At 72.7% G+C, this 25,338-nt stretch carries 26 protein-coding genes and 5 tRNA genes; 19 read left to right on the forward strand and 12 right to left on the reverse strand.

The genetic code is table 11. The annotated features are described in order from the left end of the window. Positions 1-2: 2 nt before the first annotated feature. A complete protein-coding gene (locus AB0M99_RS08995; protein ID WP_365918153.1) occupies positions 3-632 on the reverse strand; it encodes a lysophospholipid acyltransferase family protein in 630 nt (209 codons plus the stop codon). 264 nt (positions 633-896) lie between these two features. Between AB0M99_RS08995 and AB0M99_RS09000 the strand changes: the two genes are divergently transcribed. The 3 genes from AB0M99_RS09000 to AB0M99_RS09010 all read left to right on the forward strand — a co-directional run bounded on the left by AB0M99_RS09000 (position 897) and on the right by AB0M99_RS09010 (position 3,217). Next, positions 897-2,054 (forward strand): glycerophosphodiester phosphodiesterase, encoded by a 1,158-nt coding sequence (locus AB0M99_RS09000; RefSeq protein WP_365918155.1) that lies wholly within the window; start codon positions 897-899, stop codon positions 2,052-2,054. 73 nt (positions 2,055-2,127) lie between these two features. Next, a complete protein-coding gene (locus AB0M99_RS09005; RefSeq protein ID WP_365918157.1) occupies positions 2,128-2,673 on the forward strand; it encodes a sigma-70 family RNA polymerase sigma factor in 546 nt (181 codons plus the stop codon). 37 nt (positions 2,674-2,710) lie between these two features. Then, positions 2,711-3,217 (forward strand): GNAT family N-acetyltransferase, encoded by a 507-nt coding sequence (locus AB0M99_RS09010; RefSeq protein WP_365918159.1) that lies wholly within the window; start codon positions 2,711-2,713, stop codon positions 3,215-3,217. Between the two features lie 14 nt (positions 3,218-3,231). Here AB0M99_RS09010 and AB0M99_RS09015 read toward each other — a convergent pair whose 3' ends face one another. Both AB0M99_RS09015 and AB0M99_RS09020 read right to left on the reverse strand, forming a co-directional pair. Then, positions 3,232-3,645 carry a hypothetical protein gene (locus tag AB0M99_RS09015; RefSeq protein ID WP_365918161.1) on the reverse strand — a complete coding sequence of 138 codons (414 nt, stop codon included), beginning with the start codon at positions 3,643-3,645 and terminating at the stop codon, positions 3,232-3,234. Beyond that, entirely contained in the window at positions 3,638-4,006 is a 369-nt protein-coding gene (locus AB0M99_RS09020; RefSeq protein WP_365918163.1) for a hypothetical protein, read from the reverse strand. The genes AB0M99_RS09015 and AB0M99_RS09020 overlap by 8 nt, the downstream gene beginning before the upstream one ends. Before the next feature lie 68 nt (positions 4,007-4,074). Between AB0M99_RS09020 and AB0M99_RS09025 the strand changes: the two genes are divergently transcribed. From AB0M99_RS09025 to AB0M99_RS09065, 9 genes are all read left to right on the forward strand, one after another. Beyond that, positions 4,075-4,728, forward strand: a complete 654-nt coding sequence (locus AB0M99_RS09025) for an HAD-IA family hydrolase (RefSeq protein WP_365918164.1) — start codon at positions 4,075-4,077, stop codon at positions 4,726-4,728. A 375-nt stretch (positions 4,729-5,103) separates the two neighbouring features. Beyond that, positions 5,104-6,147, forward strand: coding sequence for an ATP-binding cassette domain-containing protein (locus tag AB0M99_RS09030; protein WP_365918494.1), 1,044 nt, complete (start codon positions 5,104-5,106; stop codon positions 6,145-6,147). Next, positions 6,144-6,812, forward strand: a complete 669-nt coding sequence (locus AB0M99_RS09035) for a methionine ABC transporter permease (protein WP_365918166.1) — start codon at positions 6,144-6,146, stop codon at positions 6,810-6,812. The genes AB0M99_RS09030 and AB0M99_RS09035 overlap by 4 nt, the downstream gene beginning before the upstream one ends. Positions 6,813-6,904: 92 nt before the next feature. Continuing rightward, positions 6,905-7,768, forward strand: a complete 864-nt coding sequence (locus tag AB0M99_RS09040; protein ID WP_365918168.1) for a MetQ/NlpA family ABC transporter substrate-binding protein — start codon at positions 6,905-6,907, stop codon at positions 7,766-7,768. Positions 7,769-7,945: 177 nt separating this feature from the next. Further along, the gene (locus AB0M99_RS09045; RefSeq protein ID WP_365918169.1) at positions 7,946-8,632 is read left to right on the forward strand and encodes a GNAT family N-acetyltransferase; all 687 of its coding nucleotides are present in this window, start codon (positions 7,946-7,948) and stop codon (positions 8,630-8,632) included. A 79-nt stretch (positions 8,633-8,711) separates the two neighbouring features. Further along, positions 8,712-9,923, forward strand: coding sequence for a precorrin-6y C5,15-methyltransferase (decarboxylating) subunit CbiE (gene cbiE / locus AB0M99_RS09050; protein WP_365918170.1), 1,212 nt, complete (start codon positions 8,712-8,714; stop codon positions 9,921-9,923). Between the two features lie 274 nt (positions 9,924-10,197). Next, positions 10,198-13,242, forward strand: coding sequence for a nicotinate-nucleotide--dimethylbenzimidazole phosphoribosyltransferase (gene cobT / locus AB0M99_RS09055; RefSeq protein ID WP_365918171.1), 3,045 nt, complete (start codon positions 10,198-10,200; stop codon positions 13,240-13,242). Positions 13,243-13,480: 238 nt separating this feature from the next. Beyond that, positions 13,481-14,695 carry a uroporphyrinogen-III C-methyltransferase gene (gene cobA, locus AB0M99_RS09060; protein ID WP_365918173.1) on the forward strand — a complete coding sequence of 405 codons (1,215 nt, stop codon included), beginning with the start codon at positions 13,481-13,483 and terminating at the stop codon, positions 14,693-14,695. Between the two features lie 69 nt (positions 14,696-14,764). Then, positions 14,765-15,604, forward strand: a complete 840-nt coding sequence (locus tag AB0M99_RS09065) for an RNA methyltransferase (protein WP_365918175.1) — start codon at positions 14,765-14,767, stop codon at positions 15,602-15,604. Here AB0M99_RS09065 and AB0M99_RS09070 read toward each other — a convergent pair. Beyond that, complete coding sequence (locus tag AB0M99_RS09070) at positions 15,601-16,830, reverse strand: serine/threonine-protein kinase (RefSeq protein WP_365918177.1); 1,230 nt, start codon at positions 16,828-16,830, stop codon at positions 15,601-15,603. The two genes, AB0M99_RS09065 and AB0M99_RS09070, sit on opposite strands and share 4 nt — an antisense overlap. Positions 16,831-17,381: 551 nt before the next feature. Between AB0M99_RS09070 and AB0M99_RS09075 the strand changes: the two genes are divergently transcribed. The 3 genes from AB0M99_RS09075 (at position 17,382) to AB0M99_RS09085 (ending at position 19,210) form a co-directional block, all read left to right on the forward strand. Then, positions 17,382-17,567: a hypothetical protein gene (locus AB0M99_RS09075; protein WP_365918179.1), complete on the forward strand. Its 186-nt coding sequence runs from the start codon at positions 17,382-17,384 to the stop codon at positions 17,565-17,567. A 339-nt stretch (positions 17,568-17,906) separates the two neighbouring features. Then, entirely contained in the window at positions 17,907-18,839 is a 933-nt protein-coding gene (locus AB0M99_RS09080) for a phosphotransferase (protein WP_365918496.1), read from the forward strand. A 65-nt stretch (positions 18,840-18,904) separates the two neighbouring features. After that, positions 18,905-19,210: a zf-TFIIB domain-containing protein gene (locus AB0M99_RS09085; protein WP_365918181.1), complete on the forward strand. Its 306-nt coding sequence runs from the start codon at positions 18,905-18,907 to the stop codon at positions 19,208-19,210. Between the two features lie 56 nt (positions 19,211-19,266). Here AB0M99_RS09085 and AB0M99_RS09090 read toward each other — a convergent pair. The 5 genes from AB0M99_RS09090 to AB0M99_RS09110 all read right to left on the reverse strand — a co-directional run bounded on the left by AB0M99_RS09090 (position 19,267) and on the right by AB0M99_RS09110 (position 19,742). Continuing rightward, a tRNA-Val gene (locus tag AB0M99_RS09090) sits at positions 19,267-19,338 on the reverse strand. Positions 19,339-19,388: 50 nt separating this feature from the next. After that, a tRNA-Val gene (locus AB0M99_RS09095) sits at positions 19,389-19,460 on the reverse strand. A gap of 19 nt (positions 19,461-19,479) precedes the next feature. Beyond that, positions 19,480-19,551: transfer RNA gene (locus tag AB0M99_RS09100), tRNA-Val, on the reverse strand. Position 19,552: 1 nt separating this feature from the next. Further along, positions 19,553-19,626: transfer RNA gene (locus AB0M99_RS09105), tRNA-Cys, on the reverse strand. A gap of 43 nt (positions 19,627-19,669) precedes the next feature. Further along, positions 19,670-19,742 (reverse strand) — tRNA-Gly (locus tag AB0M99_RS09110). Positions 19,743-19,922: 180 nt separating this feature from the next. On the opposite strand from AB0M99_RS09110, the gene AB0M99_RS09115 reads away from it, so the two are divergent. Genes AB0M99_RS09115 through AB0M99_RS09125 form a run of 3 tightly spaced genes read left to right on the forward strand, consistent with a single transcriptional unit; the run spans position 19,923 to position 22,682 of the window. Beyond that, positions 19,923-20,990, forward strand: coding sequence for a chorismate-binding protein (locus AB0M99_RS09115; protein WP_365918183.1), 1,068 nt, complete (start codon positions 19,923-19,925; stop codon positions 20,988-20,990). Beyond that, positions 20,987-21,814, forward strand: a complete 828-nt coding sequence (locus AB0M99_RS09120) for an aminodeoxychorismate lyase (protein ID WP_365918185.1) — start codon at positions 20,987-20,989, stop codon at positions 21,812-21,814. Before AB0M99_RS09115 ends, AB0M99_RS09120 begins: the two co-directional genes overlap by 4 nt. Positions 21,815-21,857: 43 nt before the next feature. Then, positions 21,858-22,682, forward strand: a complete 825-nt coding sequence (locus AB0M99_RS09125) for a GNAT family N-acetyltransferase (protein WP_365918187.1) — start codon at positions 21,858-21,860, stop codon at positions 22,680-22,682. Between the two features lies 1 nt (position 22,683). Here AB0M99_RS09125 and AB0M99_RS09130 read toward each other — a convergent pair whose 3' ends face one another. Then, positions 22,684-23,187 (reverse strand): DsbA family protein, encoded by a 504-nt coding sequence (locus AB0M99_RS09130; protein WP_365918189.1) that lies wholly within the window; start codon positions 23,185-23,187, stop codon positions 22,684-22,686. A gap of 175 nt (positions 23,188-23,362) precedes the next feature. On the opposite strand from AB0M99_RS09130, the gene AB0M99_RS09135 reads away from it, so the two are divergent. Further along, positions 23,363-23,827, forward strand: a complete 465-nt coding sequence (locus AB0M99_RS09135; RefSeq protein WP_365918191.1) for a hypothetical protein — start codon at positions 23,363-23,365, stop codon at positions 23,825-23,827. A gap of 218 nt (positions 23,828-24,045) precedes the next feature. On the opposite strand, the gene AB0M99_RS09140 is transcribed toward AB0M99_RS09135, so the two are convergent. Both AB0M99_RS09140 and AB0M99_RS09145 read right to left on the reverse strand, forming a co-directional pair. Further along, positions 24,046-24,657, reverse strand: a complete 612-nt coding sequence (locus AB0M99_RS09140; RefSeq protein ID WP_365918193.1) for a CGNR zinc finger domain-containing protein — start codon at positions 24,655-24,657, stop codon at positions 24,046-24,048. Between the two features lie 214 nt (positions 24,658-24,871). Then, positions 24,872-25,285: an SsgA family sporulation/cell division regulator gene (locus tag AB0M99_RS09145; RefSeq protein ID WP_030011909.1), complete on the reverse strand. Its 414-nt coding sequence runs from the start codon at positions 25,283-25,285 to the stop codon at positions 24,872-24,874. Between the last annotated feature and the right edge of the window lie 53 nt (positions 25,286-25,338).

Below are 25,338 nucleotides of genomic sequence, written 5' to 3' on the forward strand. Positions count from 1 at the left end.
GGTCACGCGGCCTTCGCCTTGGTCGCGTACATGTCCACGTACTCCTGGCCCGAGAGCCGCATGACCTCGGCCATCACGGAGTCGGTGACGGCGCGCAGTACGTAGCGGTCGCGGTCCATGCCCTCGTAGCGGGAGAACTCCATCGGCTCGCCGAACCGGACGGTGACCCGGCCCGGGCGCGGCATGCCGGCGCCGCCGGGCTGGAGCTTGTCGGTGCCGATCATCGCGAACGGGACCACGGGGGCGCCGGTCATCAGGGTCAGGCGGGCGATCCCGGTGCGGCCGCGGTAGAGGCGCCCGTCGGGGGAGCGGGTGCCCTCGGGGTAGATGCCGAAGATCTTGCCCTCGTCGAGGATCCTGCGACCGGTCATCAAGGCCGCGACGCCGCCGTTGGCCCCGTCACGGTCGACGGGGATCATTCCGGCGCCGGTGAAGAACCACGCCATCAGGCGGCCCTTGATCCCCTTGCCCGTCACGTACTCGTCCTTGCCGATGAAGTGGACCGTGCGGTCGCACACCAGCGGAAGGATCATGGAGTCGATGAAGGTGAGGTGGTTGCCCGCCAGGATCACAGGTCCGGAGCCCGGGATGTTCTCGATGCCCTCCACGCGGGTGCGGAACATCATGCGCATGACCGGTCCGACAGTGGCTTTGATGAGCGCAGTACGGAACAACGTGGGCCCTCCGGCATCGAAAAGCGATTCGGCACTCGCCGTACGGCAGCAGTGCAGGTGAGGACGATACTCGCGGGTCAGCTCTGATCGCACATCGGGTTCACGAGGTGGATACGCAGTGTTGACGCACGTTTCCGCCATGTTCCCCGCAGTCCCACCTTCTCGCCATCGGCGTTTGCCTACCATCGGCGGGCCGATCCGGGCCGAGAAGAGGGAGCATTCATGACGCAGGGTGGGGCAGCGCGGCGCACGGTCCTGGGGGCGGCCGTCCTGGCAGCGGGCGGCAGTCTGGCCGGTCTCTCGGCGGGTCCCGCATCGGCGGCGGGCGCCGGCCACGGTGGCGGATACCGCGACCTCCCCGTCCCGACGGTCATCGGCCACCGGGGAGCCAGCGGCTACCGGCCCGAGCACACGATCGGCTCCTACCAGCTCGCCCTCGACCTCGGCGCCGACGTCGTCGAGCAGGACCTCGTCCCCACCCGGGACGGCCATCTCGTATGCCGGCACGAGAACGAGATCGGCGGCACCACCGACGTCGCCGACCACCCCGAGTTCGCGTCCCGGCGCACCACGAAGTCGATCGACGGGGTCTCCCTGACCGGCTGGTTCACCGAGGACTTCACCCTCGCCGAGCTGAAGACCCTGCGGGCGAAGGAACGTATCCCCGCCGTCCGGCAGCGCAACACCCCCTACGACGGCCGGTGGGCGGTGCCCACCTTCGAAGAGGTGCTCCGCTGGGCCGACCGCGAGGGCAAGCGGCGCGGCAAGCGGGTCTGGCTGCACGTCGAGACGAAGCACCCCAGCTACTTCCGCTCGCTCGGCCTCGGCCTGGAGGAGCCGCTCGCCAAGCTGCTGCGCCGCTACGGCCGCGACGGCCGGGGCGCGCCCCTCTTCCTCCAGTCCTTCGAGCCGTCCAGCATCCAGCGGCTCTCCCGGCTGGTCTCCGCGCCGCGCGTGGTCCTGCTCTCCGCCGCCGCCACCCGCCCGTGGGACTTCGAGCTGGCCAAGGACCCCCGTACGGTCGCGGACCTGGTCAAGCCCGAGGGCCTGAAGTGGATCGCCGGATTCGCCCAGGGCATCGGCCCGACCATGGACCTGATCCTGCCGCGCGACGCGGCCGGCAAGCTCACCTCCCCGACCACCCTGGTCAAGGACGCCCACGCGCAGGGGCTGATCCTGCACCCCTACACGGCGCGCAACGAGAACGCCTTCCTGCCCGCCGACTTCCGCAAGGGCACCGACCCGAACGCCTACGGCGACGCCTTCGCCGCCTTCCGGAAGTACTTCGATCAGGGCATCGACGGCATCTTCACCGACAACCCGGACACCGGGCTGCTCGCGGCGGAGGACTTCCGCCCTGGCCGGGGCGTCAACCGGTAGCCGGGGCTTCTCGTACGAGTGGGCCGAGCGCGGCGGGGAAACCGCCGGGCACGGCCTTCGCGTCCCGCCCGGCATGGACCTGCTGAAGGCTGACCTCTTTGAGAAGCTCGGCCCGCTGCTCTCCGCCGAGGCGGCCGCCGAGGCCGCGGGCACCGGAGTGGACGCGGCCGACCTGGAACAAGCCGTCTGGGTCAGGCTGCTCGAACGCGACCCGGGCCAGCGCACCCTCGCCGAGCCGGCGCGCTGGCTGCGCCGGGCGGTACGGGGCGAGGCGCGCCGGGCGCGCCGCCGGGCGCGGCGCGAAGTGCCGTACGGCCACCGCCGTCACCACGTGGACGGGGGACCCCTTACCAGTGCGGCCGCAGAACCGGAAGACGCCCTTCTGAACGGCGAGGAGAACCGGGCCCTCCGATCGGCGGTCGCCCGATTGCCCGGACGGTGTCCGGAGCTGATGGGAGCACTTCTTTCGCCCAGGGACCTCACCTACCGTGAAATCGCAGGAGAGTTGGGTATCTCACAAGGAAGTTTGGGGCCTGTCCGTTCCCGTTGCCTGGGATGTCTGCGCAGAATGCTGGCTGCAGAGGTTGCGGCTCCTGGCCTGCGGGGAAAGGAGCGGTAGACCAACGGGCCACCAGGTGAGCGGGAGGCATGCGCACATGGGCATGAGCGTGACCATTTCGGCAGCAACTGCCGAGGACGCCGAGCAGATCATCAAACTCCAGTACCTGGCGTTCCAGAGCGAGGCGGAGCTGTACGGCAACTACCGCATCCAGCCCCTCACCCAGTCCCTGGACTCCCTGAAGGCGGAGCTGGCGACGGACACCGTACTGGTGGCCCGGCTCGGCGACGAGATCGTCGGCGCCGTGCGCGGCAACGTCGACGAAGAGGGCACCGGCAAGATCCACAAGCTCTGCGTGCACCCGCGGCTCCAGGGCCACGGGCTCGGCGCCCGGCTGCTGCGCGCCGTCGAGGAGGCCCTCGCGGGCCACGACGGGACCGCCCGCTACCGGCTGCACACCGGACACAAGAGCGAGGGCAACCTGCGCCTCTACCGCAAGGCCGGCTACACCCAGGTCGGCGGCCGCACCGCCTCCGACGGCGTGCGGCTGGTGATCCTGGAGAAGGAGGCCAAGGAGGCCTCGGACTTCGCGGTCAGCGCCTGATCCAGCGCCTGAATTCAGCGCTTGCGCAGCCAGAGCATCCCGGTGATCGGCAGGATCACCGGGATGAACAGGTAGCCCATCCCGAAGTCCGACCACACGGTCGCGTCGGGGAAGGCCTCCGGGCGCGCCAGCGTCCAGGCGCCCACCGTCAGTACGCCGACCAGCTCGGCGGCGCAGCACAGCAGCGCCGCCTTGCGGGCGCGCTCCCCGCCGCGCACCAGCGAGTACGTGATGAAGGCGTAGACCAGCGCCGCCGCCGCGGACAGCGAGTACGCCAGCGGCGCCCGGTCGAACTCGGTGGAGATCTGGTACGCCGACCGCGAGACGGCGCCCACCACCATCACCCCGTACAGCCAGACCAGCAGCAGCCCCGGTCCGGAGACCAGCCGCCTGCGCGCGGCGGGAGTGTCAGTCGTCGTGTCAGGCACCGGTGGATCCCCAGATGTCGTAGAGCCGTACTTCGAGGACGGCGAGGACGACCGCGCCCGCGGCCACCGTCACCGAGCCCCACTTGGACCGCTCGGTCAGCGAGAGCAGCGCGGCGGCCGGAACGGCCGCGAGCGCGCCCAGCAGGTACGACACGAACAGCACCGTGCCCTGGCCCGGCTCCTCGCCGCGGGCGAGCTGGACCAGGCCGACCACCAGCTGGGCGAGGACCAGGACGGTCACCACGGCCATGCCGATGAAGTGCCAGTCCTTGGTCGGCTGGTCCCGCCAGGCGGCGAAACCGCACCAGGCGGCGAGGGCGAGTGCGGCCACGCCGATGGCGACCGTCAGGGCGTCGAGCATGCAGCGAGCGTATTACGGGCCGAAAGACCCAGTGCGCGCACCCCTGCTCCGGGGCTTTGCTGGAAGACATGAACCTGCATGCCGAAGCCCTGCTGTTCGACAACGACGGCACGCTCGTCTCCTCCATGGACTCCGTGCACCGCTGCTGGACCCGCTGGGCCCGCGAGCACGGGATCGCCGAGGAGGATTTCGCCCGGGTCGAGCTGCACGGCCGCCCCGCGGCGGAGATCATCGCCGAGCTGCTCCCCGCCGGAGCGCGGGCCGGGGCCCTGGCCCGCATCGAGGCCCTGGAGATCGACGACGTACCGGGCGGGGTCGTGCTGCTGCCCGGCACCAAGGAACTGCTGTCCGCGCTGCCGGCCGGCCGCTGGGCGGTGGTCACCTCCGCCACCCGGCCGCTGGCCGAGGCCCGGCTGCGCGAGGCGGGCATCGACTTCCCCGAGCTGGTCGCCGCCGAGGACATCACCCGGGGCAAGCCCGACCCCGAGCCCTTCCTGCTGGCGGCCGCCCGGCTCGGCGTGGACCCGGCCCGCTGCGCGGTCTTCGAGGACGCGCCGGCGGGGCTGGCGGCCGGCCGCGCGGCCGGGATGCGGACCGTGGCCTTGACCACAACGCACACCGCCGCGGAACTCGACGCGGACGTGGTCGTACGGGACCTTTCGGCGGTATCCGTGCAGGTCAGTGCCGCTGGTGTGGTGATCGGGACGGACCCCCGGCCGTGACCGGTGTTGTCCGCTATGCGGCCAGAATCCGTCCGCTATGCGGACATCATTGATCGGTCAAGGGATACGTCTGGTTTACTGGGGCCCATGACCACGACGAGCAGCCGCACCCTTGCGACCGAGGCGACGATGACGCCCGGTGCTCGTTGTATGTGTCGAATGTGCGCCTTCTGAGGGCCCCTTCCTGCAGTCTCGCGCCCCGAAGCGAGGCCGGCCGAGCCCGTCCGACACCACCGTGTGACCCCGGACCGCTACTGCCCCACGCACGCGTCACCACCAGCGTTTTCTGGCGGTTCGACCCGTATCGCGTCCCCAGATGTTTGCCCCGTGCCCGGCACCCCGCTGCGCCGTGCACTCGACAGCGACGGAAATCCTGTGATCACCACATCGGGCCTCACGAAGGTCTACCAGTCCCGTGGCCGTGAGGTCACAGCCCTGGACGGCGTCGATCTGCACGTCCGCGAGGGCGAGGTCTACGGAGTCATCGGCCAGAGCGGCGCCGGCAAGTCCTCCCTCATCCGCTGCGTGAACCTGCTGGAGCGCCCCACCACCGGCACCGTGACCGTGGACGGAGTCGACCTCACGGCGCTCGCCGGCCGCGGCCGGCGGGCCGGCAAGGAGCTCCGCGAGGCCCGCAGCCGCATCGGCATGGTCTTCCAGCACTTCAACCTGCTGTCCTCGCGCACGGTTCAGGGCAACATCGAGCTGCCCCTGGAGATCCTCGGCGTATCCGGCCGCGAGCGCTCCCGCAAGGCCGCCGAGCTCCTCGACCTCGTGGGCCTCGCCGACAAGGCCAAGGCCTACCCCGGCCAGCTCTCCGGCGGCCAGAAGCAGCGCGTCGGCATCGCCCGCGCCCTGGCCGGCGACCCCAAGGTGCTGCTGTCCGACGAGGCCACCAGCGCCCTGGACCCCGAGACCACCCGCTCGATCCTCCAGCTGCTGCGCGACCTCAACCGGCAGCTCGGCCTGACGGTCCTGCTCATCACGCACGAGATGGACGTGGTCAAGTCCGTCTGCGACTCGGCCGCGCTGATGAAGCAGGGGCGGGTCGTCGAGTCCGGCACCGTCTCCGAGCTGCTGGCCACCCCCGGCTCCCAGCTCGCCCACGAACTCTTCCCGCTGACCGGCTCGGCGACCACCATCGAGCACACGGTCATCGACGTCACCTTCCACGGAGAGACCGCCACCCAGCCGGTCATCTCCCAGCTGGCCCGCACCTACAACATCGACATATCGATCCTCGGTGCGGCCATGGACACCGTCGGCGGCAGGCAGATCGGCCGGATGCGCATCGAGCTCCCCGGCCGCTACGACGACAACGTCGTACCCATCGGCTTCCTGCGCGAGCAGGGCCTCCAGGTCGACGTCGTGGACGCCGACACCGAATTCGCCGAGCTGGTCAAGGACGGTGCCAAGTGACCTGGTCCGAGATGGAGCCCCTGCTCACCCAGGGCACCTTCGACACCCTCTACATGGTCCTGTGGTCCACCCTGGTGACCGTCCTCGGCGGACTGCCCATCGGCATCCTCCTCGTCCTCACCGACAAGGGCGGCCTCCTGCAGAACCGGCCGCTCAACAAGGTCCTCGGCGTGATCGTGAACATCGGCCGCTCGCTGCCGTTCATCATCCTGCTGATCTTCCTGATCCCGGTCACCACGGCCATCGTCGGCACCTTCATCGGCCCCACCGCCATGATCGTCCCGCTCGCCATCGGCGCCATCCCCTTCTTCGCCCGGCTCGTCGAGACCGCCGTCCGCGAGGTGGACCACGGCCTGGTCGAGGCCGTCGAATCCATGGGCGGCGGCATCCCCACCCTGGTCGGCAAGGTGCTCCTCCCGCAGGCACTGCCCTCCCTGGTCGCCGGCATCACCACCACCGTGATCACCCTGGTCGGCTACTCCGCCATGGCCGGCGCGGTCGGCGGCGAAGGACTCGGCTCCAAGGCCATCACCTACGGCTTCCAGCGCTTCGAGACCGGCTTCATGGTCGCCACCGTCGTGGTCCTGATCGCCATCGTCACGGTGATCCAGCTGCTCGGCGACGGCGTGGTACGCCTCCTGGCCCGCCGCGGCCGGACAGCCTGAGCGCACCCGCGCCGACAAGACTTCTTCCCCCGCAGAGCCCGCACTTGTCGTGCTTGGGCCACCACCCTGAAAAAGCAAGAAAGGCACTCTTCGTGCGTAAGAACATCAAGCTCACCGCCCTCGCCGCCACCGCGACCGCCCTCGCCCTGAGCCTCACCGCCTGCGGCAGCTCCTCGGACCCGTCCTCCACCAAGGCCGACGGCGGCAAGGTCGACGAGAGCAAGCCGCTCGTCATCGCGGCCTCCCCGAGCCCGCACGCCGACATCCTGAACTTCGTCAAGGACAAGCTCGCGGCGAAGGACGGCCTCAAGCTGGAGGTCAAGGAGTTCACGGACTACGTCCTGCCGAACACCGCCACCGAGCAGGGCCAGGTCGACGGCAACTTCTTCCAGCACAAGCCGTACCTCGACGACTTCAACAAGAAGAACGGCACGCACGTCGTGCCCGTCGTGAACGTGCACCTGGAGCCCCTCGGCCTCTACTCCAAGAAGGTCAAGGCCCTCAGCGACATCAAGGCCGGCCAGACCATCGCCGTCCCCAACGACACCACCAACGAGGGCCGCGCGCTCCAGCTGCTCGCCGCGAACAACCTGATCACCCTCAAGGAGGGTGTCGGCACCACCGCCAAGCTGTCCGACATCACCGACAAGAAGGGCCTGCAGTTCAAGGAGCTGGAGGCCGCCACGGTCCCGCGCGCCCTGAACGACGTGGACGCCGCCGTCATCAACGGCAACTACGCCATCGAGGCCAAGCTGAGCCCCGCCAAGGACGCGCTGGCCCTGGAGAAGGCCGAGGGCAACCCGTACGCCAACTTCCTGGCGGTCAAGGACGGCAACCAGAACGACCCGCGGATCCAGAAGCTCGCCAAGCTCCTGAACTCCGACGAGGTCAAGAAGTTCATCGAGGAGAAGTACCAGGGCTCGGTCATCCCGGCCTTCGGCGCCCCGAAGTCCTGACCCCGCAGCCAGGTCGCACGGCCCCGTACGCCCGGCGGCGTACGGGGCCGGCCGCTGCCCGCTTCCGGGCAACCCGGCCATGCACATCGCCGGGCCGATGCTGCATGCTGTGGCCTACGACCCGCACAAACGGTCCCGCACAACGGTCGCACCACGGTCTCAGGCATGGAGCTGCGCATGACTACCACCTTCCCGGACGTCACCATCAGCACGGACCGGCTGGTGCTGCGCCCCTTCGAGGAGGAGGACGTCACCGCGCTCGCCGAGATGATGAACGACGAGCCCGTCACCGCCTGGACCTCGGTCCCGCACCCCTACACCCACGCCGACGCGGTCGCCTGGGCCACCCGGGTCTCCCACGCCGAGCGCACCGAGGGCCGCGGCATCGTCTTCGCCGTCACCGAGTTCCTCACCCACCGCCTCGTCGGCATCGTCCACCTCCAGAACACCGACTGGCGCACCCGCGCCACGGAGGTCGGATACGTCACCGCCCCGTGGGCCAGGGGCGAGGGCTACGCCAGCGAGTCCGTGCTCGCCGTCGCCCGGTGGCTCTTCCGCGACCAGGCCTTCGAACGCCTCGAACTGCGCACCGCCGCCGACAACACCGCCTCCCAGCAGGTGGCCCAGAAGATCGGCTGCATCAGCGAAGGCGTCCTGCGCAACGCGTGGATAGTGCGCACCCAGACGGCCGACGGCACCTGGACCGACAGCCGCACCGACCTCATCGTCTGGAGCCTGCTCCCCGAGGACCTCGACGACGGCGACGGCTATGCGGACGGCTACGCGGACGGTTACTCCGACGGATACGACGTCGACCACCGGGCCGACGCGAACGGCCGCGCCGTCGGCGCCGACTGGAACTGACCGGATGACCGGGTAGTCTCACCGTGCCCGACCCCCCAGACGAAGTTTCGCCTGCCCCCACGACAGGAGACCGACGACGATGGCCGACCGGGTCACCGTGATCGGCTGGGACGGCTCGCCCCTGACCGCGGCCGCCCGGTCAGCGCTCTCCGCCGCCACCCTGGTGGCCGGCGCCGCCCACCACCTCGCGCTCCCCGAAGTCCCGCCCGGGGCCGAGCGCATCCGCCTCGGCAGCCTCGGGCTCGCCGCCCGCCGGATCGCCGGCCACCGCGGCACCGCCGTGGTCTTCGCCGACGGCGACCCCGGCTTCTTCGGCGCCGTACGCACCCTGCGCGCCCCCGAGCACGGCCTCGAAGTCGAGGTGGTCCCCGCGGTCTCCGCGGTCGCCGCCGCCTTCGCCCGCGCCGGGATGCCCTGGGACGACGCCCAGGTCGTCGTCGCACACCCCCGCACCCTGCGCCGCGCCGTCAACGTCTGCCGCGCCCACGCCAAGGTCGCCGTCCTCACCTCGCCCGGAGCCGGCCCCGCCGAACTCGCTTTGCTGCTCGACGGGGTCCACCGCACCTTCGTCATCTGCGAGGAACTCGGCACCGACAAGGAGCAGGTCACCGTCCTGACCTCCGACAAGGTCGCCGACCACAGCTGGCGGGACCCCAACGTCGTCATCGTCATCGGCGGCGGCGGACAGGCCCTCGGCTCCGACCCGGCGTGGCTGCTCGGCCAGAGCCCCGCCCGGACCACCGGCCGGGGCTGGGCCGGGCCGCGGCCCGACTTCGAGGAAGGCGGGGAAGGGGAGTCGGCGCACCTGCGCGCGATGCAGCTCGCCCGGCTCGGCCCGCGCACCGGCGACCTCGTCTGGGACATCGGCGCCGGCTCCGGAGCCCTCGCCGTGGACGCGGCCGCCCTCGGCGCGGCCGTCATCGCGGTCGACGCCGACCCGCACAACGGCGAACGCGCGACCGCCGCGGCCCGTGCGCGCGGAGTCCAGCTCCACGTCGTCACCGGACGCGCCCCCCACGTACTGGAAGACCTCCCCGAGCCGGACGTCGTACGCGTCGGAGGCGGCGGGGCGGAGGTCGTCGCGGCCGTCGCCGACCGGCGCCCCGAACGGATCGTCAGCCACGCCTCCACCCGCGACGAGGCCGAGGCCATCGGCCGCGCCCTCACCGAGGGCGGGTACGAAGTCGAGTGCGCGCTGCTCCAGTCCGTGGGCCTGGACACCCGTACTTGGACCGAACAGCAGCGCTCAGTCGTCTTCCTCCTGGCCGCACAGCGCCCCGTGAACCGCTGACGCAGCCCCCGGGGTAGGCTGGCCGATCGTCGTACCGCCCAGGACGATTCGGGCACTACGACACCGGAGGACGCGCGACGTGGCGCAGTCCACAGCGGACCCTGGCGGTTATGGCCGCCAGGCCCGCCGACGGGCGCGACAATGCTTACTGGTTGCCGTGAGGGCGTACGCGAGACGGACGCGCCGTACGGCGGACCCGCACCGCAACTCCGCTCGGCGGCCTCGTGGGCGACCGGGCGATCGAAGAGGCAACACCGATGGGCGAGGGGTACGCATGACTGACACCGGCCAGGTCCCGGGCGAGGGTCACCCGGACAACGCGGGCATGGTGGATCAGCCGGGCGTCCCCGCCCCGGTTCCCATGCCCGCCCCCCTGAGCGGCGGCTACGCCTTCCAGGACCTCGTGGACAACCCGGCCGAGCCGGAGGACGAGGAACTGCTGCTGATGCCGAGCGGCCAAGGCGCGTGGAGCGACCCGCAGGTGGTGCCGCCGATGCCGTCCTTCCCCGAGCCCGCCCTGTACTCGGACGCGCCCTACGCCGAGTACCAGCAGCCGGCCCCCGTCGCCGACGTGTCCGCCGCGTACGCGCAGCCCGCGCCGGTGGGCTACCCCGAACCCGGGTACCCGGAACAGCCGTTCCCCGACTCCTCCTACAGTGCGGGCGCGCACGAGGCCGGCGGCCGCGACTCCGGCGCGCTCGACCTCGGCGGCCTGGTGGCCCCGCAGGCCCCCCGGATGCAGGCGCCGGCGCAGAGCCCGGCCCCGGTCGCCCCGGTGCGGCGGCCGCTGCACATGGGTCCGCCCGTCCCCGAGGCCACCGGCGGAGTCGTACGGTCGCTCGCGGACCGCGGTCCGGCCGCGGCGCCGGCACCGGTTCCGGCGTTCCAGCCCGCCCCGGTCGTCGCCACGGGCCCCGAGTACCTGGACATCCCGCGCGCCGAGCCCGTCCCGCCGCAGTCGGCCGAGATCCCGCCGCAGGCCGGTACGCCGTGGGCGGCGGAGCCCGTCGCGGTGACGGCCGCCGCCGAGCCGCAGCCCCAGCCGGAGCCGCTGCCGCAGCCGCTGCCGCAGCCGCTGCCCGAGCCGGTGGTGGCCGAGACCGCCCCGGAGCCTGCGCCCGAGCCGCTGCCCGCCCCGGAGCCGGCCGTCGCCCCCGAGCCGGTCGTCGCGGTGGAGCCCGTACCCGTGCAGCCCGTACCCGTGCAGCCCGTACCCGTGCAGCCCGCGCCCGTGGAGCTCGCGCCCGTGGTGGCCGAGGCCGCGCCCGAGGTCGCGCCGGAGCCCGCCCCCGAGCCGCAGCCCCTGGTGGAGGCCGCTCCCGAGCCGGTGGCCGCCGAGGCGGTCGTCGCCCCGGCCGCGACCCCGGAGCCGGAGCCGCAGCCCGAGCCGCAGCCCGTCGAGGCGGTGGCCCCGGCCGCCGAACCCCAGCCCGCGCCGGCCACCGCCGAGCAGCCGCTCCCCGTAGCGGCCGAACCGGCGCCGCAGCCGGCGGCCGAGGCCGAGACCCCGGCGGAGCCCGCCCCGGCAGAGCCCGAGGCCGAAGCCGCGGCCGTCGAGCAGCCCGTACCGGCCGAGCCCGCCGCGGGCGACCCGGCGCCCGCGTACGACGACGCCGAGCGCGAGGCCGTCCTGCGCGTCATGCGCGAGCGCCGCGACATCCGCAAGGGCTTCCGTACCGACCCCATCCCGCACGAGGTGCTGCTGCGCGTCCTGGAGGCGGCCCACACCGCCCCCAGCGTCGGCCACTCCCAGCCCTGGGACTTCGTCGTCATCCGCTCCGCCGAGACCCGCCGGACGATGCACGAGCTCGCCCAGCGCCAGCGCGAGGCCTACGCGAACTCGCTGCCCAAGGCCCGGGCCAAGCAGTTCAAGGAACTCAAGATCGAGGCCATCCTCGACACCCCGGTGAACATCGTCGTCACCGCCGACCCCACCCGCGGCGGCCGCCACACCCTCGGCCGGCACACCCAGCCGCAGATGGCCCCGTACTCCTCGGCCCTCGCCGTCGAGAACCTCTGGCTCGCCGCGCGCGCCGAAGGCCTCGGCGTCGGCTGGGTCAGCTTCTTCGACGAGCGCGAGATGGTCCGCGAGCTCGGCCTGCCGGAGCACCTGGAGGTCGTCGCGTACCTGTGCGTCGGCTACGTCGACGAGTTCCCCGACGAGCCCGAGCTCGCCCAGGCCGGCTGGTCCCAGCGACGGCCGCTGTCCTGGGTCGTGCACGAGGAGACGTACGGGCGCCGCGCGCTGCCCGGCGAGGAGCCGCACGACCTGCTCACGGAGACGGTCGCCAGCATCCGCCCGCTCGACGCCAAGGCGCTGGGCGAGGCCTGGGAGCGGCAGAAGCGCATGACCAAGCCCGCCGGGGCCCTGGGCATGCTGGAGATCATCTCCGCCCAGCTGGCCGGCCTCTCGCGGGTCTGCCCGCCGCCGATCCCGGAGCCCGCGGCCGTCGCGATCTTCGCGGGCGACCACGGGGTGCACGCCCAGGGAGTCACCCCCTGGCCCCAGGAGGTCACCACCCAGATGGTGGCCAACTTCCTGGGCGGCGGCGCCGTCTGCAACGCCTTCGCCAACCAGGTGGGCGCCGAGGTCTGCGTGATCGACGTCGGCGTGGCCGGGGACCTCCCCGCCACCCCGGGCCTGCTCCCGCGCAAGGTCCGCCCGGGCACCGCCGACCTGTCCGTCGGCCCCGCGATGACCCGCGAGGAGGCCGTGGCGGCCATCGAGGTGGGCATCGAGACGGCCCGCGACCTGGTCGCGGCGGGCAACAAGGCCCTACTCACGGGCGAGATGGGCATCGCGAACACCACGGTCTCCGCAGCTCTCATCTCGGTCTTCACCGGGGTGGACCCGGCGGAGGTCACCGGCCGCGGCACGGGCATCAACGACGAGACGCACGCCCGCAAGGTCGAGGTCGTACGCCGCGCCCTGGAGCTCCACCAGCCCGACCCGGCGGACCCGCTCGGCGTCCTCACGGCCATCGGCGGCCTGGAGCACGCGGCGATCGTCGGCCTGATCCTCGGCGGTGCCTCGCTGCGCACGCCGGTCATCCTGGACGGCGTCAGCGCCGGCGCGGCCGCCCTGGTCGCGCGCGCCATCGCCCCGGAGGCCCTCTCGGCGTGCATCGCGGGCCACCGCAGTGCCGAGCCGGGCCACGTGGCGGCGCTGAACAAGCTCGGCCTGCGCCCGCTGGTGGACCTGGACCTCCGCCTCGGCGAGGGCACGGGCGCACTGCTCGCCCTCCCGCTGGTCCAGAGCGCGGCCCGCGCGATGCACGAGGTCGCCACCTTCGACTCCGCGGGCGTGACGGAGAAGTAGCCCGGCTGAAATTGCGCTCCGCGCAATCAGCCGGGGGAGTTCGCGGAGCGGGGTCCGGGGCGGAGCCCCGGTTTCGGGAAGGGGCGGGGTGGGGAAAGCCGCCCGCAGGGCCCGCCCCGCGCCACCGCTCCGGCCGGGCCGTATCGTGGACCCGCACGAGAAAACCGCACGTCAGCAAATCGCCGCTCCAACGCCGCAGCGGCACGCAAGAGACCGCCGCCACAGGAGCCGCACCGCCATGGCCGAACACCCCGCGTACCCCGTCGGTCTCCGACTCGCCGGCCGCCGCGTCGTCGTCATCGGCGGCGGCCAGGTCGCCCAGCGCCGCCTCCCCGCGCTCATCGCGTCCGGCGCCGACATCCTCCTGATCTCCCCCTCCGCCACCCCCTCCGTGGACGCCATGGCCGAGACCGGCGAGATCCGCTGGGAGCGCCGCCGCTACGAGGACGGCGACCTCGCCGGGGCCTGGTACGCCCTCATCGCCACCCGGGACCGCGCCGCCAACGACGCCGCCTCCGCCGAAGCCGAGCGCGAGCGGGTCTGGTGCGTGCGCGCCGACGACGCCGCGGCCGCCACCGCCTGGACCCCGGCCACCGGCCGCGTCGAAGGCGTCACCGTCGCCGTGCTGAGCGGCAACGACCCCCGCCGCTCCGCCGCCGTCCGCGACGCGGTCGTCGAGGGACTGCGCGACGGCTCCCTCACCGCGGCCCGCCCGCACACCCCCGGCGTCTCCCTCGTCGGCGGCGGCCCCGGCGACCCCGACCTGATCACCGTCCGCGGCCGCCGGCTGCTCGCCGAGGCCGACGTGGTCATCGCCGACCGGCTCGGCCCCCGCGACCTCCTCGACGAGCTCCCGCCGCACGTCGAGGTCATCGACGCCGCGAAGATCCCGTACGGCCGGTTCATGGCCCAGGAGGCCATCAACAACGCCCTGATCGAGCACGCCAAGGCCGGCAAGGCCGTGGTCCGGCTCAAGGGCGGGGACCCGTACGTCTTCGGCCGCGGCATGGAGGAGCTCCAGGCCCTCGCCGAGGCCGGCATCCAGTGCACCGTCGTGCCCGGCATCTCCAGCTCCATCTCGGTGCCGGGTGCGGCCGGCATCCCGGTCACCCACCGCGGCGTCGCCCACGAGTTCACGGTGGTCAGCGGCCACGTCGGCCCCGACGACCCGCGCTCGCTGGTGGACTGGGCCTCCCTCGCCAAGCTGACCGGCACCCTCGTCGTCCTCATGGGCGTCGACAAGATCGGCCTGATCGCCGAGGCGCTGGTCCGCGGTGGCCGTCCCGCCGACACCGCGGTCGCCGTCATCCAGGAAGGCACCACCGCCACCCAGCGGCGCGTGGACGCCACCCTCGCCACGGTCGGCGAGACCGTGCGCGCCGAGGGCGTGCGACCCCCCGCCGTCATCGTCATCGGCGACGTCGTGACGGTCAACACCCCGCCGCTGTCGTAGGACGACAGGACAACCGCACAACCGTGCCGAGCCGTTGGCACCGCACCCAGGACAAGGCAGTATCACCCTGTGGCTGATCTCATCACCGTCGAAGACCCCGACGACCCGCGTCTGCGCGACTACACGGGTCTGACCGACGTCGAACTCCGGCGTCGGCGCGAGCCCGCCGAAGGCCTCTTCATCGCCGAGGGCGAGAAGGTGATCAGACGGGCCAAGGACGCCGGGTACGAGATGCGCTCGATGCTGCTCTCGGCCAAGTGGGTCGACGTCATGCGCGACGTCATCGACGAACTCCCGGCACCGGTCTACGCCGTCAGCCCCGAGCTCGCCGAACGCGTCACGGGCTACCACGTGCACCGCGGGGCCCTGGCCTCCATGCAGCGCAAGCCGCTGCCCACGGCCGACGAGCTGCTGACGGGCGACGCGCCGGGCGGACCGGGACAGCGCATCGCGATCTTCGAGGGCTTCGTCGACCACGCCAACCTGGGCGCCGCGTTCCGCAGTGCCGCCGCGCTCGGCATCAGCGCGATACTCCTGTCCCCGGACTGCGCGGACCCCCTGTACCGGCGGGCCATCAAGGTCTCGATGGGGTCCGTCTTCTCCGTGCCGTACGCGCGCCTCGACAAGTGGCCCGCCGACCTGGAGAAGGTCCGGGAGGCCGGCTACCGGATCCTCGCCATGACGCCGAGCGAGAAGGCCACCTCCCTGGACCAGGTCCCGCCCGAGCGCTTCGCCCGGTCCGCGATCATGCTCGGCTCCGAGGGCCACGGCCTGTCCACCTACGCCCTGCGCGCCGCCGACGAGTGGGTCCGCATCCCCATGGCCGAGGGGATCGACTCCCTCAACGTGGCCGCGGCCTCGGCGGTGGCCTTCTACGCCACCCGCCCCCCGTCGCCGCAGGAGTCCTAGATCTTCTGCGCCGCCGCGATGCCCAGCGCGACGATCAGCGTCACCACGACGAACACGATCAGCCGCTGGCGCATCAGCTTCGGGTCCGGGCGCGAGGGGCGGCGGCCGGCTCCCGTCGTACGGGGACCCGGGCGGCCGCCCGTACGTCCAGGGGTCGGGCGGGAGGACGGGTTCCCGCCACCGCCCTGGCCGCCCGGGTTCCGGGAGGACGACGGCCGCGAGTGCGGTCCGCTGTGCGAGCCCTGGCCCTGGCCCTGACCTTGCCCCTGGCTCCGGGGGAGGGGCGTACCACCGGTGCTGCGCTCCGTGTGCAGTTCCGTGTGGCTGTCCGCCCGTTCGGCGAGGCGCCCCGCCGGCCGGTCGGTCCGGGCCCGCTGCGCCGGCGGGCGACCGTCCGACATCCCGTGCGCCTCACGGGCCGCGATCTCCTTGAGCCGCATCGACAGCTGGAGCGTGCTGGGCCGCTCCTCGGGGTCCTTGGCCAGACAGGCCCGTACGAGCGGCGCGAGCGCGTCCGGCACCCCTTGCAGGTGCGGCTCCTCGTGCACCACCCGGTACAGCATGACCTCGGAACTGCCGTGCCCGAAGGGGGAGTCCGCGGTAGCGGCGTACGCGAGCGTGGCGCCGAGCGCGAAGACGTCCGTGGCGGGCGTGACCGCGGCCCCGCGCACCTGCTCGGGCGCGAGGAAGCCGGGGGAGCCGACGGCGGTGCCGACGTGGGTGAGGGTGCTCGCGCCGGTGGCCCAGGCGATCCCGAAGTCGATGATGCGCGGGCCCTTGGGCGACAGCAGGATGTTCGAGGGCTTGAGGTCCCGGTGGACGACCCCCGCCTCGTGCACGGCGACCAGCCCCTCGGACAGCGCCGCGCCGATGGCGGCGATCTGCGCGGCCGTGAGCGAGCCCTCCTCGGCCACCTTGTCGTGCAGGGAGGGGCCGGGCACGTACTGGGTGGCGAACCAGGGCCGCTCGGCCTCCAGGTCCGCGGCCACCAGACGGGCGGTGCAGCCCCCGCGGATCCGCCGTGCGGCGGACACCTCGCGGGCGAAGCGCGAGCGGAACTCCTGGTCCTCGGCCAGATCCGGCCGGATGACCTTGAGCGCGACGCGCTGGCCGCGCCGGTCCGAGCCCAGGTAGACCACGCCCATGCCGCCGGCGCCGAGCCGTCGGTGCAGTCTGAACGAGCCGACGACACGCGGGTCCTCGCGCCGGAGCCGCATCATCGCCATGTCCACCCCGCTGACCGGTCGTCCTGTTGACGTGGCACAGCTTACGGACGTTCCGTCATGTCCGCTCAGAGGCCGCGCCCTCTCCGCGGTATTCGATTGTCAGTGCGCCGCAGTCCACTTGAGGGATGCTCAGGCGCGCGACCGCATGTACGTACGGGAGTTGTCGGTACGGCCAAACGGCCCTGGACCCAAGGGGATTGGCCGGTGGGGCGGCAGGGAGCGCGGCGGGGGCGCACCGCCCGCGCGGAGCGGACCGGGTGATTCCCGGGCAGACTCCGCGGCCGGACACGCGTGTGCAGGGAGTGACGGAAGTGAGGGAAGTCACTACCCTCCGGTCATCCCCTCCGGGAAGACCCCCAGAACGGGGGAGCCGTCTCCACCCAGGGGAGTAGGCGCGGGCAGCCTCCTCATCCTCCTGGAGGCCCGCCAATGGGTACGAGGGCATGAGGACCGGGCCCTTCCCCGCGCCTAGTGTTGAAGACAAGCGGCGGGTGGAGCACTCGTCCCCCGAGGTCACAAACCCGCCGCTGCCAAACGACAGGGAGAGGACCATGGCGGACATCGCACGGCAGGGACGCAAGGCTTTCGCGTTCAACAGCCATGAGTCCGGCCGACGCCATCCACTGGTGGCCGCGGCCATGGTGCTCCCCCTGGCCGCCCTCCTGCTCTTCGTCTTCGGAGGCTTCGATCAGGTGGCGGCGCAGGCGTCGTCCGTAGGCGTGATGCTGGGGCGCTGAGCGGCGCCCCGGGTCCGGGAGAGCGGCCCGGACCAGGACATCATCTCGTCGCACCCCGTGGGGACGGGGGCGCGACGACGGACGGCAGTGAAGGGTGTTGCCCGTACGGCTGGGGAGCCGGACGGGCAGCACCCTTTTCGACCTCCCCCTCCGCCCCGCCGGGCCCCCGCGTACCCTGCTCCCGACCGAAGGAACGGGGGCGCGGAACATGGCGATCCAGAACGGCACCGGGTCCGAGGGCGGGGCGGCGTGGTTCCGGTGGAGCGACGAGCCGTTCGAAGAGCCGGACGGCGAAACGGGGCGGGGTTGAGCGCCGGGGGAGGGCCCGGGGGGCCGTCGCTGCCCGCCGCGCTCGCCGCGTACGCGGGTGCCGGGCGCGGCGCGGCGCCGTACTCCCTCCTCGCCGAGCGGGACGACGGGACCGTCGTGCGCTGCGGGGAGGTCGTGGCCAAGGCGCACGCGGGGGACAGCGACCCCGACGGCCTGGCCGTGCGCATGCGGATCGCCGCGCACCCGGCGCTGGCGGGGGTGCTGCTGGCTCCGCTGCGGGCCGAGGCCGGGCGGCTGCGGGGGCGGCCCGTCTCCCTGTGGCCCTACGGTGCTCCGGTCGACCCGGAGCGCCCCGAGGACGCCCCCTGGGAGGCGGCCGCGGAACTGCTGGCGGCCCTCCACCGGGTCCCGCCGCACCACCTGCCGGGACCCGTCCCGCCCATGCGCGGCCCGGCCAAGGTGGCCCGCGCCCTGCACCGCCTGGCCGCGGCGACCGCGGCCCCCGCACCGGCCGGCCCCGCCGACGCCGTACGGGCCGCCGCCCGGACCCTGCCCGCGTGGGCCCGGGGTGCGGCTCCGGCCCCGGCCGGCGGCGCGCTCTGCCACGGGGACCTGCACCTCGGGCAGCTGGTCAGGGCCCCCGCCCCGGACGGGCCCTGGCGGCTCATCGACATCGACGACCTCGGCCTCGGCACCCCCGCCTGGGACCTCGCCCGGCCCGCGGCCTGGTACGCCGCCGGGGTGCTCGATCCCGGGACCTGGCTGCGCTTCCTCGACGCCTACCGCGCCGCCGGCGGCCCGGCGGCGGGTCCGCCCGGCTCGGACCCCTGGCCGGAACTCGACCTCGCCGCCCGCGCGCTCACCGTACAGACCGCGGCCCTGGCCCTGGCCAAATCCGCACAGGAGGGACGCCGACTCGACGACGTGGAGCGGCTGATGGCGGATTCCTGTGTCCGAATAGCTGCCCTCCCGCCCGACTTGGAGCCCGAGCCTCCGTCGTAGGGTGAGCCTCACGCCACCGGGCACGGGTCCGGTGTCGAGGTAAACGGCGAGGAGTTGACCCGGTCATGCAGTGTCCGAAGTGTCACGCGATGATGCACACCTACAACCGCAACGGTGTCCAGATCGAGCAGTGCAGCGGCTGCCGCGGCATCTTCCTCGACTACGGCGAGCTCGAAGCGCTGACCCGCCTCGAGTCCCAGTACACCGCCCAGTACGGCCAGGTCCCGCCGCCCGCCGCGCCGCCGGCCCCGTACCCGGTCCAGCACGCGGCCCCCGCCCCGGCCTGGGGCGCCCCGCACCACGGCGGCCACGGCCACCACGGCCACGGTCACCACAAGGGCGGCTTCGGGCGGATGCTCTTCTCCTCCTGACGCCGGGAGGAACGCGAAAGCCCCGGCCGTCGAGACGGCCGGGGCTTGTCGGACTGTGCGCGATACTGGGATTGAACCAGTGACCTCTTCCGTGTCAGGGAAGCGCTCTCCCGCTGAGCTAATCGCGCGGGACCACGGTGCGAAACCGCAGGTGAAGCAGGTAATGCCAGGTGCTGCGTGCGCGATACTGGGATTGAACCAGTGACCTCTTCCGTGTCAGGGAAGCGCTCTCCCGCTGAGCTAATCGCGCGGGGATCCTTGCGGATCAGTGGACGATACTGGGATTGAACCAGTGACCTCTTCCGTGTCAGGGAAGCGCTCTCCCGCTGAGCTAATCGTCCTTGGAGGTGGAGACGGGATTTGAACCCGTGTAGACGGCTTTGCAGGCCGTTGCCTCGCCTCTCGGCCACTCCACCATGGAGCAAGAGCAGGGTTTCTCGGGAAGATCCCCCACCTCAGAGCGGACGACGAGACTCGAACTCGCGACATCCACCTTGGCAAGGTGGTGCTCTACCAACTGAGCTACGTCCGCAGGTCACCGTGTTCGCTCCGGGGTTTTTCCCCTTCGCTCCCTGGCGACGTGTTGAACTCTAGCGGATTCCCGGGCCAGCTCAAAAACGCGTTTCCGCAGCGTGCTGCCGCTCGATCACCACCGGTCACCCGACCGTCACCTCACCGGCGCCGTCGCGTCACCGGTCATAGACTCGCAGCCGTGCACGACCTGCTTCCTCTGGCCCGCTTCGGCGGCCTTCTCGCGACCGACCTCCGAGACGTCACAAGCGACCCGGCGGCGCTGGACTCCTCCGGCTTCTGGGCGGTGACCGCCGACTTCGAAGGCCGGATGGTCTGCGCGCGCTTCGGGGACATACGCCCCGACCCGGTGCCCGCCCCCGTCCCCGGTGCCTGGCGCGGCCCCGACGCCGACCAGTGGACCTCCTCCCTCGACCGGGCCGCGTACGTCGCCGGCGTACGGCGCATCCGCGAGCACATCGCGGCCGGCGAGGTCTACCAGGCCAACCTCTGCCGCGTGATGTCCGCGCCGCTGCCGGATCCCGCCGGAGCCGATGTCGACGCCCTCAGCGCGCTGCTGGCGCGGGGCAACCCGGCCCCGTATGCAGGAACGATTCGGCTTCCGGCCCACGGCGTCGAGGTCGCCTCCGCCTCCCCGGAGCTGTACCTGCGCCGCTCCGGCAGCCGCGTCGAGTCCGGCCCCATCAAGGGCACCGGCCGCACCGTGGCCGACCTCCTGCCCAAGGACCACGCCGAGAACGTCATGATCGTGGACCTGGTGCGCAACGACCTCGGCCGGGTCTGCGCCACCGGCTCCGTCACCGTCCCCGAACTGTGCGCCGTCGAGGAGCACCCGGGTCTGGTCCACCTCGTCTCCACCGTCAGCGGGGAACTCGCCGACGGCGTCGGCTGGCCCGAGCTCTTCTCCGCGACCTTCCCGCCCGGCTCCGTCACCGGTGCCCCCAAGAGCTCCGCGCTGCGGATCATCGAGGCCCTGGAGACGGTCCCGCGCGGCCCGTACTGCGGCGGCATCGGCTGGGTGGACGCCGACCGGGGCACCGCCGAGCTCGCCGTCGGCATCCGCACCTTCTGGATCGACCGGACGGCCCCCGGCGGCCCCCGGCTGCTCTTCGGCACCGGCGCCGGGATCACCTGGGGCTCCGACCCGGACCGCGAGTGGGCGGAGACCGAGTTGAAGGCCGCCCGGCTGCTGCGGGTAGCGTCTGGCGCGGCAGAGGCCCATGAGGTGAACGGGAGGACCGTACGGTGAGGATCTGGCTCGACGGAGCGCTGCGGGACGCCGACGACGCGAAGGTGTCCGTGTTCGACCACGGGCTGACCGTGGGCGACGGGGTCTTCGAGACGCTCAAGGCCGAAGGCGGCACGACCTTCGCACTCACCCGCCACTTGGAGCGGCTGACGCGCTCGGCCCGCGGGCTCGGCCTGCCGGATCCCGACCTGGACGAGGTGCGGCGCGCCTGCGCGGCCGTCCTGGAGGCCAACCCGATACCGCTCGGCCGGCTCCGGGTGACCTACACCGGCGGAGTCTCCCCGCTCGGCTCCGACCGCGGCGACGCCGGCCCGACGCTGATCGTCGCCCTCGCCGGCGCCGTCCGCCGCCCGGACACCACCGCCGTCGTCACCGTCCCCTGGGTGCGCAACGAGCGCTCCGGCGTGACGGGCCTGAAGACCACCTCGTACGCCGAGAACGTCGTAGCCCTCGCCGCCGCCCACCGCGCGGGTGCCTCCGAGGCGCTGTTCGCCAACACCGTCGGACGGCTCTGCGAGGGCACCGGCTCCAACGTGTTCGTCGTCCTCGACGGGGAGCTGCACACCCCGCCCGTCGCCTCCGGCTGCCTCGACGGCATCACCCGCACCCTCGTCGCGGAGTGGACCGGGGCCAAGGAGACCGACCTGCCCTTCGAGGTGCTGGAACAGGCCGAGGAGGTCTTCCTGACCTCCTCACTGCGCGATGTGCAGGCCGTCCACCGGATCGACGGCCGCGAGCTCGCCGCCGCCCCCGGACCGGTCACGGCCGAGGCGATGAGGGTCTTCGAGGCCCGCTCCGCCGCCGACCGCGACCCCCAGGCCTGACACACCCTGTCAAAACGGCCGCGGGGCGGGTAGAACTCGACTGATGACCACCACCCTGCGGCCGGCCGGGCCGCTCCAGCAGAACGCCGACGGGGCACGCTCGCGCCCGTACGAGATCCGCGTCAACAGCAGGCGCGTCGGAGCCCTGCTGCTGGCCTCCGACACCCCCTTCGGGCCCACGGTCGGCGAGATCCGCGACCTGTCCGTCGAGGAGCCCGACCGCGGGCGCGGGCGCGCCACGGTCGCCGCGCTCGCCGCCGAGGAGGTGCTGCGCGGCTGGGGCTGCCGCCGGATCCGCGTCTCGGTACCGGCCGACTCGCCCGGCGGCCTGCGCCTGGCCGCGGCCCTCGGGTACGAGGAGTACAGCCGCAACATGGCCAAGGAGCTCCCGGCCGAGCCGCCCGCGCTCTCCGCCGGGGTCACCGGCCGCCCTATGACCCCCGCCGAGTACGAGGTCTGGGTCGCCCGGGCGCGCGAGGCGTACGCCGGTGTCTGGACCGCCCGCGGCATGTCCCCGGAGGCCGCACGGGCGAAGTCCGCTGCCGATCACGCCACCCGGCTGCCGCAGGGGCTGAACAGTCCCGGGGTCACCTTCGCCGTGCTGGAGGCGGCCGGCGAGAGCGTCGGCCACCTGTGGCTGGCGCCGCTCGACGAGGGCTCGTACGTCCTCGACGTCCTCGTCGCCGAGGGGCACCGCGGCCGCGGGTACGGGCGCGACCTGATGCTCCTCGCGGAGCGCACCGCCCTGGCCGAGGGCCATCGGACCCTCGGGCTCCACGTCTTCGCCGACAACACCCCGGCGCTGCGGCTCTACGAATCCCTCGGCTACCGGCCGACCAACTCCAACCAGGCCAAGGACCTGATCTGACCTAGGCCTCGCCGCCGGCCAGCAGCCGGTCCGCGATCTCCTCGATCCGGGCGCGCAGGCCCTCCTGGCTCTTGCCGCCGTCCAGCCGCTCGCCGTCGATCACGTAGGTCGGGGTGCCGGTGACGCCGATCGCCTTGCCCTCGGCCTGGTCGGCGTCCACGATCAGGATGTGCCGGCCGTCGATCAGCGCGGTGTCGAACTCCTCCGCGTCCAGGCCCAGTTCGCGTGCCACGTCCAGCAGGACCGGCTCGCCGCGCTCACCGAGCTCCGCGGTACGGGCGAGCACGGCCTCCACGTACGGCCACGCCTGTCCCTGCTCCAGGGCCTCCTCGGCGGCCTGCGCCGCGGCGAAGGCGTGCTTGTGCTTCTCCAGCGGGAAGTGGCGCAGCCGGATGTCCAGCCGGTCGCCGTAGCGGGCGCGCAGGGCCCGTACGTCGTCCAGGGCGCTGTGGCAGTCCGGGCACTGGAGTTCGCACCAGACGTCGAGGATCACGGAATCGGTCATACGGACAGTCTCCCAGCCCCCGCGCCCCCGCACCGACCGGGACCTGGGGATGAGGGCGGACCCCGAGATCTCCCGGAGATCGGCGCCGGGGCCGCCCGGGGCGTGGCCGGTACGGCGCCGTCCGGTGCAGGATGGAAGGGACAGACCGCCCGACCCCGAACAGCCGGAGGACCGCATGCTTGCCGAGACCATCTGCTCCGCGGTGTCCGCGGCGGGCCTGGGCATCGCCGCGCTGACCGCCTACCGCAAGCGCTTCCTCGCCGCCACCCGGATCACGGCGTACGCGCTGGTCCCCGTCGGCCTGGTGATGACCGGGGTCGTGAAGTGGCTGTCCGGGATCGTCTTCAAGCCGACCGTCTGGGTCGGCTTCGGGGTGCTCGCGCTGGCCTGGCTGCTCTTCATGACCACCCGCGCCGTCGAACGCCGGGGCCTGGGCAGGTCCGAGAAGGGCGACGGGGCGGACAAGCCGGTGCGGGCCGCCAAGGGCGGCGCAGGCCGCGAGGCCGTGGCCCCGACCGCCTCGGCCCCCTCGCTGGGCGCCGGCTCCCGCCCGCAGCCCGCCGCCCGGCAGAACGCCCCGGCGGCGCCGGCGGAGGACTTCTCCGACATCGAGGCGATTCTGAAGAAGCACGGCATCTGAAGAGAAGCACGGCATCCGAATCTCACGGAAACTGACGAAGTACCGCTCGGATCTTGGCGTGTTGAAGGGCGAACCGGGGTGCGCTGCGCCATCATCGCCCCGACATGCTCGAGACATCGCAGGGTGAGCCGACCGTTCCCGTGCCGGCCCCCGTCCCCGTCGCGCAGGAGCCGCGAGGCTGCCTCTTCGCGCTTTCCCAGCCGCCCCTGATGATCTTCCTAGGGGTGATCGGCACCCTGTTGCTGCTGGCCGCCGTGCACGACCTCTTCGTGCTCTGACTCGGCCTCCTTGCGACGGGCCCGGTACGCCGCCACGTGCAGCCGGTTCCCGCAGGTGCGGCTGTCGCAGTAGCGCCGCGAGCGGTTGCGGGACAGGTCGACGAAGGCGCGCCGGCAGTCGGGGGCCTCGCAGCGGCGCAGCCGCTCCTGCTCCCCGGAGACCACGATGAAGGCCAGCGCCATGCCGCCGTCGGCCGCCAGGTGGTCGCCCACCGAGGCGCCGGGCGCGAAGTAGTGCACGTGCCAGTCGTAGCCGTCGTGGTCGGTCAGCTGCGGCGTGGTGCCGGCCGTGGCGACCAGCTCGTTGATCAGTACGGCCGCCGCACGCGGATTGGGCGAGGCGAACACCTGGGCGAACTTCCCGCGCACCGTCCGCACGCCGGCGAGATCGCGGGCGCCGAGGTCGCCGACGTCGCTGATCGAGAACTCCTGGACGAAGCCGCGCAGCGCGCTCACGTCCGCCAGCTGGTCGGGCTGGTCCGTCTCGGCCGCGGTGTTCACCAGCGCGACGACGACGTCGAGCGCGCGACGGGTGTCGTGGGGGATCTGCACGGGGTCTCCCTCAGAGGCCGGGCCTGCGGCGACTGCCTGCTGCCGCCGCTGGGGGCCGACTCTAGCGGGTCCCTCCCCGGGGGGCCCGCGGCAAAGCGCACCGGCGCCGTCCCCGCGGGTGGCTTCCGCGGGAACAGCGCCGGCACTCGTATGTGGTTGTCCGTCCCGCACCGTCGCCCCGAGTCGGACGGTGTCGAGCGGCTGTGGGCCTGGCTCAGCTTTCGGCCAGGATGTGTGAGAGCTCCTTGTCGAGGTCGAAGTGCCGGTGTTCGGTCCCGGGTGGGACCGCGGCGTCCGTCCGCTTGAGGAACGACTCGAGTGCTCGGGCGGGTGCTTCGAGCAGTGCTTCTCCCTCCGGTGAGCTCAGGGCGATGCAGACGACGCCCTGACCGTGGCTGCGGGACGGCCAGACGCGGACGTCGCCGGTACCGGTGGGCCGGTGGAGGCCCTCAGCGAGGAGGTCGCGGGCGAATACCCACTCGACCGTCTCCTCGGCGCCGGTGTGGAAGGTGGCGTGCACGGCGTAGGGGTCGGCCGTGTCATACCGCAGGCCCGCGGGAACAGGCAGTGAGGACTCGCTCGACACAACGAGGCGCAGGTGCAGCTCGCAGCTGACCGTGGTGTTCATAAGCGCCAGGGCCTTTCGCTCAGTGTGCGCTCGGGGATTCGCACGTCGGCGAA

The organism is Streptomyces sp. NPDC051183, assembly GCF_040682455.1.
Classification (GTDB): domain Bacteria; phylum Actinomycetota; class Actinomycetes; order Streptomycetales; family Streptomycetaceae; genus Streptomyces.

Excerpts from the sequence above, each read along its gene's own strand:
- AB0M99_RS08995 (WP_365918153.1), bottom strand. The coding sequence starts at position 632 with ATGCGCATGATGTTCCGCACCCGCGTGGAGGGCATCGAGAACATCCCG.
- AB0M99_RS09000 (WP_365918155.1), top strand. The coding sequence starts at position 897 with ATGACGCAGGGTGGGGCAGCGCGGCGCACGGTCCTGGGGGCGGCCGTC.
- AB0M99_RS09005 (WP_365918157.1), top strand. The coding sequence starts at position 2,128 with ATGGACCTGCTGAAGGCTGACCTCTTTGAGAAGCTCGGCCCGCTGCTC.
- AB0M99_RS09010 (WP_365918159.1), top strand. The coding sequence starts at position 2,711 with ATGGGCATGAGCGTGACCATTTCGGCAGCAACTGCCGAGGACGCCGAG.
- AB0M99_RS09020 (WP_365918163.1), bottom strand. The coding sequence starts at position 4,006 with ATGCTCGACGCCCTGACGGTCGCCATCGGCGTGGCCGCACTCGCCCTC.
- AB0M99_RS09025 (WP_365918164.1), top strand. The coding sequence starts at position 4,075 with ATGAACCTGCATGCCGAAGCCCTGCTGTTCGACAACGACGGCACGCTC.
- AB0M99_RS09045 (WP_365918169.1), top strand. The coding sequence starts at position 7,946 with ATGACTACCACCTTCCCGGACGTCACCATCAGCACGGACCGGCTGGTG.
- cbiE (WP_365918170.1), top strand. The coding sequence starts at position 8,712 with ATGGCCGACCGGGTCACCGTGATCGGCTGGGACGGCTCGCCCCTGACC.
- cobT (WP_365918171.1), top strand. The coding sequence starts at position 10,198 with ATGACTGACACCGGCCAGGTCCCGGGCGAGGGTCACCCGGACAACGCG.
- cobA (WP_365918173.1), top strand. The coding sequence starts at position 13,481 with ATGGCCGAACACCCCGCGTACCCCGTCGGTCTCCGACTCGCCGGCCGC.
- AB0M99_RS09070 (WP_365918177.1), bottom strand. The coding sequence starts at position 16,830 with ATGGCGATGATGCGGCTCCGGCGCGAGGACCCGCGTGTCGTCGGCTCG.
- AB0M99_RS09075 (WP_365918179.1), top strand. The coding sequence starts at position 17,382 with ATGGCGGACATCGCACGGCAGGGACGCAAGGCTTTCGCGTTCAACAGC.
- AB0M99_RS09085 (WP_365918181.1), top strand. The coding sequence starts at position 18,905 with ATGCAGTGTCCGAAGTGTCACGCGATGATGCACACCTACAACCGCAAC.
- AB0M99_RS09125 (WP_365918187.1), top strand. The coding sequence starts at position 21,858 with ATGACCACCACCCTGCGGCCGGCCGGGCCGCTCCAGCAGAACGCCGAC.
- AB0M99_RS09130 (WP_365918189.1), bottom strand. The coding sequence starts at position 23,187 with ATGACCGATTCCGTGATCCTCGACGTCTGGTGCGAACTCCAGTGCCCG.
- AB0M99_RS09135 (WP_365918191.1), top strand. The coding sequence starts at position 23,363 with ATGCTTGCCGAGACCATCTGCTCCGCGGTGTCCGCGGCGGGCCTGGGC.
- AB0M99_RS09145 (WP_030011909.1), bottom strand. The coding sequence starts at position 25,285 with ATGAACACCACGGTCAGCTGCGAGCTGCACCTGCGCCTCGTTGTGTCG.